The organism is Thermoleptolyngbya sichuanensis A183, from assembly GCF_013177315.1.
Classification (GTDB): Bacteria; Cyanobacteriota; Cyanobacteriia; order Elainellales; family Elainellaceae; genus Thermoleptolyngbya; species Thermoleptolyngbya sichuanensis.
Genome location: NZ_CP053661.1, coordinates 4259263 through 4274813, shown reverse-complemented (window position 1 = coordinate 4274813; position 15551 = coordinate 4259263). Strand labels below are relative to the sequence as shown.

Here is a 15551-nt window from a genome sequence, read left to right as displayed (position 1 = left end):
AGGGGGACTTTAAGGCGGTTTCCCCCCTTTTTAAGGGGGGCTAGGGGGGATCTCCGAGTGCTTAACATTACAGGCGATACCTTTTCAAACACTCTCTAAGAAATCCGACTAAGAAATCCGACTAAGAAATCTCGCAGAATCTCTTCTGGCAAGGCTCCAGGCTAGTTTGACGATACGGACAAACCTGATTCACCGCATCTATTACCTGGTCTATACCCATGTCTAAGTCCACTGCCCCCTCTGGATCGACGACTCCGCTCCGCCCATTTCAGCTCCGCAAAGTTCAGCCTGCTCCGTCTGTTCCGTCTGCTCCATTCAATACCGCAAGTCTCCTCAGCAATCCGCCACTCGACCCGCTCTTTTCTGACCAATGGCACCTGGTTAACACCGGACAAACTGGCGGCTTGGCCGGAATCGACATTAATATCGCAAACGTCTGGGAAGACTACACAGGCGCGGGTGTGAACGTCGGCATCATCGACGACGGTGTGGAATACATCCACGACGACCTGTTCGTGAATTACAACAGCGATTTGGAACTGGATGCCGCCGAAAACAACGGCGACCCCGCGCCTGGATCTATATTTGACTCTCACGGAACCTCGGTAGCAGGGCTGATCGCCGCTTCTGCCAACGCGGTTGGTGGGGTGGGTGTTGCGCCAGAGGCCAGTATTTCGGCGCTGCGGCTCGATTTTTGGACGCTCGACGAGTCAGATTTCATTGCCCAGGCCACAGCGGCGCTGTACCGAGCCGCCAACTTTGACGTGGTGAACAATAGCTGGGGCTACGTCTTCCCGTTCTATGACAATTTCTTTACCCCTGCCTACGAAGGCTTTGGCAATGCGCTGCAAAACGCTGCCGAAAACGGGCGCGGCGGGTTGGGAACGGTGGTCGTGTTTGCGGGCGGAAACGGGCGCGGTTTTGGCGACAACGCCAACTATCACAACCTAGAAAACTCTCGCTTCACGATTGCCGTTGGGGCGATCAACCACTTCGGGGAATACACCTTCTACAGTTCGCCAGGAGCCAACCTGCTGGTGTCTGTGCCCGGTGGGGAATTTGACGACGGTATTGTTACCACTGACCTATCGGGGCGGTCAGGAGACGACCCCGGCGACTACACTAGCAACTTTGGCGGCACCTCTGCCTCTGCCCCCATCGTCAGCGGGGTGGTGGCGCTGATGCTGCAAGCCAACTCGTCCCTGGGCTATCGGGATGTGCAGGAAATTCTGGCCTACTCGGCTCGCCAGACCGACGCGACCGATTTGGGCTGGTCGTTTAACGGCGCAAAGAACTGGAACGGCGGCGGGCTGCATGTCAGCCATGACTATGGGTTTGGGCTGGTGGATGCCCATGCGGCCGTGCGCCTGGCGGAAACCTGGACGGCCCAGAGTACCTTCGACAATGAGCAGGTCGTGAGCGCCACCAGCACGCCAGACCTGGAGATCCTTGACCTGGATACGGTCAGCGACTCGATTACGATTACGGAGGGGCTGAAGATTGACCAGATCGAGGTGGTGCTGGATCTGGAGCATACCTATCTGGGCGCTCTGCGAATTGTGCTGACTTCGCCCGACGGCACCGAAAGCGTGCTGGTGGCCAATCCCTTTAGCTTCGATACAGAAATCAAATTCACCCTGAGCAGTACCCACCACTGGGGCGAGACGGGTGTGGGCGACTGGACGCTGAGCATTACCGACGAGTTTGGGCTGGATACGGGCATTCTCAATAGCTGGACGCTGAAGCTCTACGGCGACGCGCTCAGCGAGGACGACACGTATATCTATACCAACGAGTTTGGCAAGTTCAGCGCGGATGCTAGCCGCACGACGCTGACCGACACCGCAGGCACCGACACGCTCAACTGTGCGGCGGTGACCTCGAATCTGGAAATTGACCTGGCCCCAGGGGCGAATAGCCTGATTGCGGGTACGACGCTGAAGATCGCCGACGGAACCCTGATCGAAAACGTCTTTGGCGGCGACGGGGATGATGAGATTCGCGGCAACCTCCGCGACAACGAACTGCGGGGCGGACGGGGTGATGACAGCCTGAAGGGGCAGGCCGGCCGCGATCTGCTGGAAGGCAACCAGGGCGACGACATCCTGGAAGGAGGCGACGGGGCCGATCGGCTGTTGGGGGATGTGGGCAGCGATCGCCTCATTGGGGGGCGCGGCAACGACACGCTGAACGGCGGCGAAGGGAGCGATCGCTTCGAGTTTCGCGGCACGAGTCCCTTTTCGGCAGCCACTTTCGGCGTGGATACAATCGCTGATTTCAACTGGTTTGAAGGCGATCAGATTGTCCTTAGCAAGCGCGTGTTTACCGCGTTAACCAGCAGCGTGGGTAATGGGTTTAGCAAGGCCAATGAGTTTGCCGTGGTGAGTAGCGATCGCGCTGCGGGCCGAAGCCGCGCCTTCATCGTCTATAACCAGTCCACGGGTGCCCTGTTCTATAACCAAAACGGCAGCGCCAACGGGCTGGGCGCAGGCGGCAAGTTTGCTTCGCTGGCGGGTACGCCCTGGATGGAGGGCATCGACTTTGCCATCGTTGCCTAGGGATTCTCTGCCCTGATTCAAATTCCAGGATTGATGGAGTCACCGTTGAGATGGGCGCTGGGCCTGTGTCTCAACGGTGCATTTTTATGCGTGTCTGCTGGGAAAGCGGCTAAAGCTGTGTCCAGCGGGAGCGCGATCGCCGAATTTCTTGCCAGGTTTCGAGCCAGTCTTGCAGGCGGGGCTGCTGGGCGAGGCGCTGCTGCTGCCAGGCGATCGCCGTTTGCCGCAAGATTTCTGCGGTGCTGGGGGAGGCGACGGGGAGTTGGGCAAGCGATCGCACGCGGCAGTGTTCCTGGAGGGCGATCGCCGCCGTAGACAGCGCTTCTTCCGCATCCAGCCCCGCCAGGTGGATGCCAAGGATGCGGCCATTGCGGCGGGCGATGAGTTTGCAGAATCCGGTGGGGGCCGCCTGCATGGGCGCTTTGGGGTTGAGCTTGAACGGCAGCGTTTGCACGACCACCTCGGTTCCGTGGGAATCGCGCCAGCGTTGCAGAGCAAGATCGCGGGCCTCGGCTTCGGTCAGCCCGATGCTGGCGATCGCAGGCTGCGTTGCAATCACCATCGGCAGCAGTTCCGGGCGCAGATGGCGATTGGGTAAAAACACGGCATTGCGGACGGCAAGCTGGGCCTGCTGGCGGGCGGCGCTGGGGCTGGTGCAGGCAAAGATTCGCGCATTAAAGGTTTGCAGCGTCGGGTAAACCCGCAGCCCGTCTGCGTCTAGGCGAATATTTGCCGCCTCCAGGTTCAGTCCGTCCCAGTCGGGCACAGGTTCCCCTGCATTTAGCAGGCAATCCACTGTCTGCGCTCCGTCCGGCAACGCCAGCTTCACGGTTCCGGCGTGGGAATGAACCTCGGTCAGTGTGTCCGCCGGGTAGATTGCGATGCCATCTGCCTCCAGCGAGGCCAGCAGCAGGCGGCGGAGGTCAGCATCGAGACAGGCAATTCGGCTTCGCGAGGCGGGTGTCAACCGTCCACCAGGAAGCCCGCCGTGGCTTACAGCATTCGAGGTCAAATCCAGCAGCAGCGTCACCTGGCTGCCCAGTCGATGCAGCGCTTGCGCCAGCTCTACGGCCCGTGCGCCCTCTCCCCAAACGGCAATTCGCCCAGGCAGTTGAGAGTGGTCAGGATGCCAAAACTCTGCCGGAGTCTGGGCAAGGGTCTTCATTTCGGCCGTGGCGTTGAAGATCCCACTGAAGATCCCACTGAAGATCCCACTGAAGTTCCCATTGAAGTTCCCCGCCTCTAGCGGATGCACCCGATTCCCTGGAGCCAGCAAATACGCCCGCGATCGCAGCGTCCGCTCTCCTGCCCGCACGCCCAGATGCGGCCGTCGAAAAAATTCGCCCTGCCCCACCACCACATCCACGCCCGCCGCTGCCACCTGCGAGAGCGAGGTCTCTTCTGCCAGGTCGGTTGCTATAACTTCTGCCCATTGCCGCACTGCTGCCCACGCGGGCGGGGATGAAAACGCCGACAGTCCCATCTGCGCCAAGCGCGATCGCCCCTCTATCAAGCGCCCAATCTGTATCCACGCCTGATGCTGCCAGTCTTGCCGCAGCGCTGCCTCGGCCCCGTCCGGCTCCACCAGCGCCACCCGCGCCTGTAGCATTCGTGCGGCGATCGCCGCTTCTCGCGCTGCCAGAGAGCCGCCGAGGATGATCAGGTCGTAGTCGAGAGGGGGCATTGGGGAAGAGGGAAGAGGGAAGAACGAAGAACGAAGAACGAAGAGGGAAGAGGGATTGAGTGGGGGTGTTTGCGGATCGCGCCTATCTCGTTCGTGGCTCCACGGTCTAGGTATTTTCGTACCAGGAGCTAATCAGGGTTTGCGGATTGCGCTTATCTCGTTCGTGGCTCCCCTTCGCCTATCCCTTGTATCTTAGAAGGCAAGCGGCACGCTGATTTGCCTCAAGTTGGCTCATACTGAGGATGAGATGAGGATGAGTCCGGGAGGATGAGTCCAGATTAACGCTGCCCAACCCTCTGCAACTCGAACCGGGGTTGACTTTTCAGATCATTGCCCATTTCCCTATGCAAACCTCTGAGCCGTCCATTTCCCTTAGCAATCCCTCCTTTAGCAACCTCGACCCGACGGCCGACCTGCCGGGGTTCGACGCGCAGGAGCCGCCCGACCCCAAGCTGATTGATGCCTGCGTCCACTGCGGGTTTTGCCTCTCGACCTGCCCCAGCTATCGGGTGATCGGCAAGGAAACCGACTCGCCCCGCGGCCGAATCTATCTGATGGATGCGATTAATGAGGGCGATGCGCCGCTGGCGGCCAGCACGGTACAGCATTTTGATAGCTGTCTGGGATGTCTGGCCTGCGTCACCACCTGCCCCTCTGGGGTGCAGTATGACAAGCTGATCGCCGCGACGCGCCCGCAGATCGAGCGCAACTTCGAGCGATCGCTCCCCCTGCGTCTGCTGCGCCGCCTGATCTTTTCGCTGTTTCCCTATCCCAGCCGAATGCGGCTGCTGATGCGGCCCGTGGGGCTATACCAAAAATCGGGTTTGCAAAAACTCGTGCGATCGCTCGGCATTTTGCCCCAACTTGCGCCCCAGCTTGCGGCAATGGAGGCACTATTACCGCCCCTCTCGCCCCAAGCGTTTCAAGATCGCCTGCCAGAATTTGTCCCTGCTCAGGGCAAGGCGCGGTATCGCGTCGGGCTGATTCTCGGCTGTGTGCAGCGGTTATTTAACCCAGAGGTGAACGAGGCAACGGTGCGCGTGCTGACGGCCAATGGCTGCGACGTAGTGATTCCCCCAGCGCAGGGCTGCTGCGGCGCACTGTCGCACCATCAGGGGCAAGAGCAGCAGGCACAAGACTTGGCCCGGCAGATGATTGACACCTTCGAGCAGGCAAAGGTGGATTTTGTGCTGATCAACGCTTCTGGCTGTGGGCACACGCTGAAGGAATACGGGCACATTTTGAAAGGGGATGCGGCCTATGGCGATCGCGCTCAAGCCTTTGTGCAAACCGTCAAAGACGTACAGGAATTTCTCGCCGAAGTCGGGCTAACGACTCCGCTGCATCCCCTGCAAGACGACCCGCTGACGCTGGTCTATCAAGACGCTTGCCACATGCTGCACGGGCAGAAGATTAGCCTGCAACCGCGCCAGCTTTTGCGACAAATTCCCGGCGTGCAGCTTCGGGAACCCATCGATGCGGCCCTCTGCTGCGGCAGCGCGGGCGTTTACAACATCCTGCAACCCGAAGTGGCCGAGGAACTGGGGCGGCAAAAAGTCACCAATCTGCTCAACACGGGCGCATCGGTCATTGCCTCCGCCAACATCGGCTGCTTCGTGCAAATCAGCCACCACCTAGAACGCCAGGGCAAGTCGGTTCCTGTGCTGCATCCGATGCAGTTGCTCGATTGCTCGATTCGCGGCGTGGGGGTGTGAAATCGCGTCCCCCCATTCCGGTTCTCGTCCCTTTTTGGCTCTCCCCAACCCGTCACCCACGCGTCACCCATCATGCTCGAACTCCTTTTTAACGCTGCTAACCTCTTCGTGCTGCCCTTCTGGGCGCTGATGATTTTCTTGCCCAATTGGGGCATGACGCGCCGGGTGATGCAGTCCTACCTGCCCTTTGTGGCGCTGGCGGGGCTGTATGTATACCTGTTTGCCAGCAACCTCACCACGACCTCTGCTCAGGATTTTGCCAGCGCTCAGCTTGCGGACATTGCGCGGCTATTTAGCAATGAGGCGATCGCCGCAACGGGCTGGGTGCATTATCTGGTCATGGATTTGTTTGTGGGGCGCTGGATTTATTGGGAAGGACAGCGGACAGGCGTGTGGACGGTGCATTCCCTGGCGCTATGCCTGTTTGCCGGGCCGATGGGGCTACTGTCGCACCTGATCACAAGCTGGCTCTGGCGCAGCAAATCGCCGGAAACTACCCCCTCGGAAGCAGCCACCGCCTCACCCGACTCGACCTAGGTCGGCTCCTCAACTTGAGTTCCGATTAATACCCGACCGGCCTCCCGAAATTGACAGAAAACGGCCGGAAGCCGATTTGTTTTTGCGGGGGAACTATTTTGCACCAAATGTCGCCATCAGAACTGGGGGGACGGGCCCGCCGGTCGGATTCGAGCGGCGATCGCTACCATACAGGTGTATGGCAGGGCTGGGGAATTCGGTTCGGAACTGAAGTAGCAGAGAGAACCCGCAATTCAGATTTAATTGATATCATATATTGGTATCAGAAAGCTCCGTGTGATGCTGCGTGGGGCGATCGCCAAAAAACTCCGTAAAACCACCGGGATGGGCGATCGCGCTGATGAAGATTACGACAGGGCTTGCATTGGGGACATGCATTGCAAAAGCCGACTGCGCCCAGTTTTGCTACAACACTGGGCGATGAACTAGGACACCAGCGAACCAGAAGGGGAGGTTCATAACCGATGAGCATCGAAGATAAGATCTCGCCTGCCTTTGACCCGCTGCTTGCCGAGCGAAAATCCAACGAAAAGATTGATGCAATCGTCATCTACGAATCTCCCAAGCTAGAAGACTTGCCGACGCTGGAGGAATTGCGAAGCAACAAAACGCGCCTGAGCTATCTCAAAGAGCGGGCCAAGCATCAGCAGGCAATCCAGGCGCAGTTGTTTGAGAGCTATCAGACGCAGGGAGCAAAGCATTTCCAGAGCCACGAAGAACCGGCGATCGCCCAGATTGGCTCTGGAGCCTTGCCGGTGGCAGCCGTCGAGGTAACCCGCAATTCCCTACCTATGCTGGCCCGCCATCCCAACGTGGTTGCCATATTGCCCAACCAGCGCGTTAGGCTGATCCAGCCGCAGGACGTGTCCTACGAGTTGCCCGATCGCCAAGAGCTAGAGCAGGGCGCAACCTGGGGTCTGCAATATCTGGAAATTCCCGAACTGTGGGAAACCACCAAGGGCGCGGGCGTGCGCGTGGCCGTGCTGGATACGGGCGTTTATGGCGAACACCCGGCGCTTCAGGATCGCGTGAAAGAGTTTGTGGTGATCGATCCACTCGGCCGCACGATTAAGACCTCGACCAGCTTCGACAGCGACCAGCACGGCACGCACGTCTGCGGCACGATCGCAGGGGGGCAAACGCCGCAGGGACTCGCCATTGGGGTTGCGCCAGAGGCCGACTTGGTGGTGGGCGGCGTGCTGAACGGCTCTGGCACAACGATCGCCCTGGTGCGCGGCCTCGTGTGGGCGGTGGAAAACGGAGCGCAGGTGATCAATATGTCCCTGGGGTTCAGTTACTACGACCCCCGATTTGGGCTGATTTTTGAGGAACTGATGCAGCAGTATGGGATTGCCTCGGTGGTGGCGATTGGCAACAGCAACCACGGCAATTCTTGTTCTCCAGGGAATGCCTACAGCGCCTTTGCGGTCGGCGCGGTGGGTCGCATGTCTCGCAACCGAGCCGATGTCGCCTTTTTCAGCAGCGGAGCCAGTCTGGTCTATCCCGACCCCAACCATCAACTGGTGACGAAGCCCGATATCGTTGCCCCTGGCTGCAATGTGTATTCTTGCATTCCGCCGGAGGGCGAATCGGAAGGGCACGAGTACGCCGTGATGGATGGTACTTCGATGGCTACGCCACACGTTTCTGGGGCGATCGCCCTGCTGATGGCCGCCAAGCCCGACGTACCCACGACCGCAATCCTAGAAGCCCTCTGCCAGACCGCCAAACATCCCGATGGCGACAAATATCGTCCCGACAATCGCTGGGGCTATGGGCTGATTCAGCCGCTAGAAGCGCTCGAAGCGCTGAATTCTTAGCAAATTTCTAGCCAAAACTTCAGTTCTTCAATTCTTCATAGGACTTTCATAGACTTACGCAGTTGGATAATTTCTCGCGGGCTGCGCCTGGGAGAAATTATCCAAAACCCAAAGAGCTTATCGCAAGTGCGTAAGTCCTGTCTTGATAGGACTTTCACAGGAGTTTCATAGACTTACGCAGTGGGAAGGTTAATTTGCTGGATGCGCTGCCTTGCGGAACCTTCTGTCTTGCGTCATACTGCGCTTGGCAGAGTTTTCTGAAGTTTCTGTCATTGCTTTGAGTTTTCGGATAGGCTGAAGGAACACACTTGGGTTGCAGATCATTGTCTCCGTTTCCAAGGTGAGCTTGAGGTTGGCTAAGCTATGGCAGACGCGCTGCGAGATACGGACGGCTGGTTGAGTCGCGATATAGGTTCTCTAAGTTCTCTGGAGTCTTCGCCTATGCAACAGGCAGAGACTGCAAGGGATTGCCATGCCGCTTATCGAGAGGGTCGGGAAAGCGCCAGTCATGGCACAGATCGTCAGGGCGATCGCGCTCAAGAGCGTTTTCAAGATCGCGTTCAAGATAGTTTGGCTAGAAAAAACGCGCCTGAAATCGAGCCTAGAATTGAGACTAAAGACACTAAACCTGTTAAGCCTGAAATTCGCGTTGCTTCACCCAAGCATCTGTCCAAAATCAGCCCGGAATTTGGCGCACGGCTGGAGCATCTGAAGCCTCAGCAGAAAATTCGGGCGGTGGTGATGCTGGAAACCGATCGCTCTGAGGGTGGAGGAGGGCCAGGTAGCCCGATGCCGCCTGCCCCAGCCCGCCGCCAAACGCCAGAGGAAAGACAAGCGGCGATCGCCCGCATACGCACCGCCGCCCAGCGCTCTCTGGAGGAAATTCGCCCCATTTTGGAAGCCTTTCACGCCAATTTGCTTGCGTCCTCTCCCGACGCGGTTGGCGCAGTTCCAGTCGAAATTGACGCGGCAGGCATTCCCGCACTGGCCCAATCCAATCGGGTTCGCACGATTTTGGAAGACCAGGAAATCCACACGATTGACGGTTCGCGAGTGCGGCGATCGCGTCCTTTGCCCTTCTCTCGCTGAGTCGGTTTATCTCTAAAATCAGGTCTTTCTTGGATTCTTCTCGTTTCGATCTGCCTGTGCGGTTGCAGTCTGCTGCATCCGTTGCACGAGGTAATTTGGAGGGTGCATCCCACTTTTGTACCCCTCACCCTAAATCTTTCTCTCAAAGCGGGAGAGGGACTTCCAGTCCGATTGCTTTTCTCCCAAAAAGGCAGAAAGGGCTGGGGGATGAAGGCAAACTTGCAGAATTGGGATGCGCCCAATTTGGAGTACCTATCTGCGCTCCAATTCGCGCCCCAGTCCGCGCCCTAATTCGCGCCCCAGTTCGCGCCCCAGTCCGCGCCCCAGTTTGTATCCGAAGTCCGCGCCAATCTTCACGCCAGCATTCCTGCGTGTGGTGGGCTTTCCTTGACCCAGCGACCATTCCCCGAAATGATGAGCTTGGGGCGGAGTGGATGCGCCTGTGCCAATTTTGGATTTTAGATTGGCGATTTTGGGCTGCCAGCTAGTTGCCCATCTAGTTGCCCAGCTAATTGCCCAGCTAATTGCCCAGCTAATTGCCTATCTAGCGGCTCAGCCAAGCGCATGTGACCTGCTCCTCAGCCCAAACCTCTGCCCCTTTACCCCCTGACCCTTTATACAGTTTTCGTTGGATTTTATGACTATTGCTCCGTTAACTCGACAAAAGCCCCGATACGTCGTCCTGCTATTTATGGTGGGCGTGCATTTGGGGGCGCTGCTGGCGCTGTTGCCAGGAATGTTTAACTGGGGGGCGATCGCCCTTCTCGTCTTTCTGCATTGGGTGACAGGCGGGTTGGGCATCACCCTGGGCTGGCATCGGCTCGTTAGCCACCGCAGCTTTCAGGTGCCCAAGTGGCTGGAATATCTGCTGGTGTTTTTTGGCACGCTGAGTATGCAGGGCGGCCCGCTGGAGTGGGTCGGGCTGCACCGTCACCACCACGTCCATTCCGATCAGGAGCGCGACCACCACGACTCTGGCCGCGGCTTTTGGTGGAGCCACATGGGCTGGATGTTTTACGATGTGCCCGCCATGGCCGAAACCGACCGCTACACCCGCGATATTTCTGGCGATCCGGTTTATCAATTTTTTCAGCGGCATTTCTTCTGGATTCAGGTGGCGTTTGGCGGGTTGCTATACCTGCTGGGGGGCTGGCCGTTTGTAATTTGGGGCGTGTTTGTGCGGCTGGTGGTGGTATATCACTGCACCTGGCTGGTGAACAGCGCCACCCACCGCTTTGGCTATCGCAGCTATGATTCGGGCGATCGCTCGACCAACTGCTGGTGGGTGGCCCTGCTGACCTACGGCGAAGGCTGGCACAATAACCACCACGCCTTCCAGTATTCCGCCCGCCACGGACTGGCCTGGTGGGAGCTTGACCTCACCTGGGCGACGATCGCCCTGCTGCAAAAGCTGGGACTTGCTACTCAGGTCAAGCTGCCCAGCGCCAAGGCTTAGCGTAAATCTGGCATGAATCTGGCGCGAATCTGGCGTGATTCTGGCGTGTATCTCTGGTGATTCCTCTACGGGGGCTCATCTAAGGCTTTGTTAACTTCCTGCACCAGACCAGACGCAGGGTTCTAAAATTTCGGGAATATCCCGGCGCGGAATTTTAAGCCGCCGCGAGTTCTGGATCACTCTCCGGATCAACCACGGTCTGGATCACCAACGGTCGCAGAAGGAGAACCTTCATGGGTGCAACACAGCTAGAGGAGGCGCTGCCCTATCGCTGGGCAGAGTCGTCAGCGGGGCGTGAGGCCTGTGCCAATGACCAGCGCTGGCTGGGGGGCATTGTGGCAAATGCGGCTCCTTTTTCGGACTGGTGGGCCAAGGCGCGAATCGTGCAGCTTGCCTACGAGCCGATGTATGACGCAGATCCCGCAGTGTATCAGGGAAAGGCCGACCCCAGGGCGATCGCCGATGCGCTCCATAACGAACTCAAAACCCATGCCCAAGCCTTTGACTGGGCCCAGTGTCAGGAGCGCTATCCCGGCTTTTGTCGGCTTGTAGACGAAGAGTACGTCATCAAAACGCTGAACCACTGGAAGCGCCGCGAGTTTACCAAAGCCATTGGGCGAAACTTTGAGGTGTATCGCTATCTGGGGCAGGAGGGCAAGCAGGGCGAATGCGGCGAGTGGTGTACCCAGAATACGTTTCTGGTGGTCAGCACGGCATCGGTGTCGCTGGCGGTCGAGCGATCGCTCCCCAACCCCAAGCTGTTTCGCCCGCTGTTTAATGTCGATGAGCTGGCGGAAATCATTCACCAGCGAAACATCCGCGCCCTGACCCTGCGGACGCACGGCTACGCCAACCCGGCGGGTGGCTTCTACAAGTTTCTTTCAGACGAAGCCAACTACCTCTTTGCCAAACCCAAACCCGGCGGGGAACCCACCGACACGCTGGGCGAAGAGCATCTCTACATCGGCTATCACTGGCCCAGCGAACAGCCCGTGTTTAACCGGGGGCTGATCCGGGACTCTATGAGCAATCTGGAAATTTTAATGAAATTTCTGGGGAGCCTGCTGCTGCTCAGCTTTATTCCCAGCGTGGTGCTGATTGGCCTCACGGAACTGGCAGAGAAGATTGACCTTGTACGGGATGTGGGGCCGCAGTGGCATCTGGCGATCGCCGCTGGGGTCTTTTTCCTGTGGCTGTCGCTGCTGATGCTGTTGCGGTCGGTGGTCTATCAGCGCGATCGCTACCGGGCGATTCACTATGGCGCACCGGATCTCGCGGAATTTTTCTGGCGGCTGGATAAATCGCTGAAGCGGCTCATGCTTCAAGACATGGGGCTGCCGGAGCGCGACGAGCGGGTTCAACTGGCCCTCAAGCGCAGCCGCAAGCTGGTGAACCTGATTGGCCACAGCATGGGCGGGCTGGTGCTGGTGAACGTGCTGCGGGTGTTGTCGGATCGCTTTGGCAAAGATGACCAGGAATCCAATGACGATGGACTGGGCGACTGCCTCAAGCTGGGCAAGCTGATTCTGGCCTCGCCCGATATTCCCCTGGAGCTGCTGCGGGAAGGGCGAAACAACTACGTCCGCTCTGCCATTCGCCGCTGCGAGCAGATTTACCTAATGTCGAGCGATCGCGACATTGTGTTGCGCTATCTCTCCACCCTGGGCAACTGGTTTAGCGAACCCAGCGTGGAAATGTCAGGTCTGCGCCTGGGAAACGTGTTTTTGCCGCCCAACCCAGAGAAAGAAATCCAAAAAACGCCCCGCCGCAAGCGCCGCCGAGAGCAGCTTAAGATTTTGCTGATTCGCGGCGCAATTTTGACTCGTCAGGCGGTGCGTCCCACGTCTGCCTATGACCTGTTTGAAAATTTCAGCTACCTGGACTGCTCCAAGATGAAGGGCGTGAACGCGGTTGCCCTGGAGCTCAACCCATTCACCGCGATTCCCATCGATGCGATTAACACGTTCTTCTATCTAACAGGGCGCATCGACGTGCATGGCGGCTACTTTTTCACCTATACGCCCACGTTCAAGCTGCTGCCTTTTTTGATGCAAGTCACTGCGCCCAGCGAAGAAGATGTCCGCCACGAACTGGATCGCTTTGATGAGCGCGACACGATTCGGTTTCTCTATCGCGCCATTCCCACACCGGGCAGCGTGGACATCGACACAAGCGTCGTCGAGTCGGACGAACAGAGCGACATCGCGATAGGATCATCAGAAGCGCCCTAACTTCTGGTTTTTGCCACTGCGTCCCTCATGCTTGAGTCGTTGAGTCGATTACCCCGCATTTTTACGATTGGGCTGATTTTCCCCGTCGTGTTTCTCAACGCTTGGCTGCTGCTGCTGTTTGCCCAGTGGCTCCAGCCGCTAATCAGCACCCTGATTGCCGCAACGCTCGTTTCTTTCTTGCTGGACTATCCCATCCGCTTTTTGCAGCAGCGCGGTGTGCGGCGCAGCATTGCCGTCGGAGTCGTGTTTCTGCTGTTCCTGATTGTGCTGAGCGTGCTGCTGGTGTTTATCGTGCCGCTGATTTTGCGCCAGTCGAACGAGTTGCTCACCCGCCTGCCAGAATGGCTGAAGTCTGGCCAGCAGCAGTTGAAATCGCTGGAAGCCTGGGCCATTGAGCAACAGATTCCGGTAGACCTAAGTACGACGCTGAATCAGCAGATCGAGCGGCTGACGGGCGTGCTGCGATCGCTCACCACGCAGGTCATCAGTCTGGTCTTTAGCGCCATTGGCAGCATTGTGAATATCTTCCTGACGGTGGTGTTCACGATTTTCCTGGTGCTGCGGGGCGAACAGCTTTGGGCGGGAATTTTGGGCTGGCTGCCGTCGCCCTGGGGCGATCGCATTCGGCAGTCGCTACCGCAAAACTTTGAGCGCTTCATTGTGGGACAGGCGACGCTAGCCACCATCATGGGTCTGTCGCAAACGGCGGCAATGCTGATTTTGCGAATTCCCCTGGCAGAGCTATTTGGCCTGGGCATCGGTGCGGCCAGCCTGATTCCCTTTGGCGGCAGCACGACGCTGGTGATCGTCAGTTCCCTGCTGGCGCTGCAAAACTTTTGGCTGGGTGTAAAAGTGCTGATCGTCGGCGCGGTGATTATCCAGATTTGCGAAAACCTGATCGGCCCGCGCATTGTGGGCGAGTTGACGGGGCTAAACCCTGTGTGGATGCTGATTTCGCTGGATATCGGGCTGAAGGTGGGCGGTGTGCTGGGGCTGCTGGTGGCAGTGCCGATTGCAGGCTTCATCAAGGCAACGGTGGACACGGTTCGCACCAATCGGGGCAACCTGCTGGAGGCGCTGCTGGCTAGCTCGGCTGCCTCAGAAAATCAGCCCGTAGATGTGGCGCAATAGCTAGCGCAAAAGTTGACGCAGTTAGCACAATTAGCGAAATAGCCAGTGCAACAATTCAACCAACAATTCAACAATTAACGCAATGGCTGCCTCGCGCAATCGTTGCAGATTAGAGGATTACGGCTCCGAAACCCCGTGCGAGAAGGATTGGGGATGGGGCAAATCCTCGAAGCCACCTGCCTCGGCCAGGGTGTAGAGCGGGCGGCCGCGCACGTCTTCGTAGATGCGCCCGATATATTCGCCGAGAATGCCAATGCAAATCAACTGCACTGCGCCCAGAAAAAAGACAGCGATCGCAATCGTAGCAAAGCCCGTTAGCCGTGAGTTGGGTTCAAACAAGCGCCAGTAGACCACCAGCCCCATCATCAGCAGGGCGATCGCCGCCGCCGCCATGCCCATATAGGTCGAAAGCCGCAGGGGAATAATCGAAAACGACACCAGCCCGTTGATCGCCAGCGCCAGCGACTTGCGAAAGGTATACTTCACCTCGCCCGCAAACCGGGGGTCGCGGTCAAACAGCACCGCTGTCTGCCGAAAGCCCACCCAGGCGCGGAGTCCGCGAATGTAGCGGTTGCGCTCTGGCATCCGATTCAGCAAATTCACCACTGCGCGATCCATCAGGCAAAAGTCGCCCGTGTCCGTGGGAATGTCCACATCCGCCAGCTTCCGCAAAATGCGATAAAAGCCGTAGGCCAGCCCGCGCTTAAGCAGACCTTCCTGTTTGCGGCGAGTCCGCTGGGCGTAGACCACCTGATAGCCTTCCTGCCACCGTTCCACCAGTTGCAAAATTAGCTCCGGCGGATCTTGCAAGTCGGCATCCATCGTCACCACTGCTTTGCCCCGTGCAAAGTGCAGCCCCGCCGTCACTGCTGTCTGATGCCCAAAGTTTCGCGCAAAGCTGAGGTAGCGCACGCGGGGGTCTTGCTGGTGCAGGTCGCGCAGCATGGATAGCGTGCGATCGCCGCTGCCGTCATCAATCAAAATTAGCTCTGCGTCTCCATCCAGCGACTCCATAACCCGGCTGACGCGGCGATATAGCTCTGGAATATTCGCCTCTTCGTTGTACACAGGCACCACGATGGAATATTTGGGGAAATCGCTGCATCGAGAACCTCCGGATTGTGACGACCTCGACTGTCCGATCATGGGCGTGACGTGGGTGTGAGGTGGGTGTGAATAGAGTGGCGAATCGGGTTGCGAATGGGTCTACGAACCACTTTGGAATCTAGATCTCACTTTCAACTGACAAAGTGAAGAGACGACTCTCAAGCAATTGTGATAAGGCTTTTGTGAGTCGGCTTTGAACGGGCGCATCCCAGGGCTGCAAGTT

At 58.2% G+C, this 15551-nt stretch carries 11 protein-coding genes; 9 read left to right on the top strand and 2 right to left on the bottom strand.

The window, feature by feature from the left end:
- Positions 1–218 precede the first annotated feature (218 nt).
- Positions 219–2558, top strand: coding sequence for a S8 family serine peptidase (locus HPC62_RS17800; protein ID WP_172357816.1), 2340 nt, complete (start codon positions 219–221; stop codon positions 2556–2558).
- Positions 2559–2667: 109 nt separating this feature from the next.
- On the opposite strand, the gene HPC62_RS17795 is transcribed toward HPC62_RS17800, so the two are convergent.
- Positions 2668–4242 (bottom strand): FAD-dependent oxidoreductase, encoded by a 1575-nt coding sequence (locus HPC62_RS17795; RefSeq protein WP_172357814.1) that lies wholly within the window; start codon positions 4240–4242, stop codon positions 2668–2670.
- Positions 4243–4586: 344 nt separating this feature from the next.
- Here HPC62_RS17795 and HPC62_RS17790 point away from each other — a divergent pair, with 344 nt between their 5' ends.
- The 8 genes from HPC62_RS17790 (at position 4587) to HPC62_RS17755 (ending at position 14221) form a co-directional block, all read left to right on the top strand.
- Positions 4587–5957 carry a (Fe-S)-binding protein gene (locus HPC62_RS17790; protein WP_172357812.1) on the top strand — a complete coding sequence of 457 codons (1371 nt, stop codon included), beginning with the start codon at positions 4587–4589 and terminating at the stop codon, positions 5955–5957.
- A gap of 69 nt (positions 5958–6026) precedes the next feature.
- Positions 6027–6494 (top strand): ABA4-like family protein, encoded by a 468-nt coding sequence (locus HPC62_RS17785; protein ID WP_172359022.1) that lies wholly within the window; start codon positions 6027–6029, stop codon positions 6492–6494.
- Between the two features lie 276 nt (positions 6495–6770).
- A complete protein-coding gene (locus HPC62_RS17780) occupies positions 6771–6923 on the top strand; it encodes a hypothetical protein (protein ID WP_172357810.1) in 153 nt (50 codons plus the stop codon).
- Between the two features lie 35 nt (positions 6924–6958).
- Positions 6959–8314 (top strand): S8 family serine peptidase, encoded by a 1356-nt coding sequence (locus HPC62_RS17775; RefSeq protein WP_172357808.1) that lies wholly within the window; start codon positions 6959–6961, stop codon positions 8312–8314.
- Positions 8315–8755: 441 nt separating this feature from the next.
- Positions 8756–9403 carry a hypothetical protein gene (locus HPC62_RS17770; RefSeq protein ID WP_172357806.1) on the top strand — a complete coding sequence of 216 codons (648 nt, stop codon included), beginning with the start codon at positions 8756–8758 and terminating at the stop codon, positions 9401–9403.
- A 637-nt stretch (positions 9404–10040) separates the two neighbouring features.
- Positions 10041–10859: an acyl-CoA desaturase gene (locus HPC62_RS17765; RefSeq protein ID WP_172357804.1), complete on the top strand. Its 819-nt coding sequence runs from the start codon at positions 10041–10043 to the stop codon at positions 10857–10859.
- Positions 10860–11092: 233 nt separating this feature from the next.
- Positions 11093–13090, top strand: coding sequence for an alpha/beta hydrolase (locus HPC62_RS17760; RefSeq protein WP_172357802.1), 1998 nt, complete (start codon positions 11093–11095; stop codon positions 13088–13090).
- 39 nt (positions 13091–13129) lie between these two features.
- Entirely contained in the window at positions 13130–14221 is a 1092-nt protein-coding gene (locus HPC62_RS17755) for an AI-2E family transporter (protein WP_225910571.1), read from the top strand.
- A gap of 117 nt (positions 14222–14338) precedes the next feature.
- On the opposite strand, the gene HPC62_RS17750 is transcribed toward HPC62_RS17755, so the two are convergent.
- A complete protein-coding gene (locus HPC62_RS17750) occupies positions 14339–15367 on the bottom strand; it encodes a glycosyltransferase family 2 protein (RefSeq protein WP_172357797.1) in 1029 nt (342 codons plus the stop codon).
- Positions 15368–15551 lie beyond the last annotated feature (184 nt).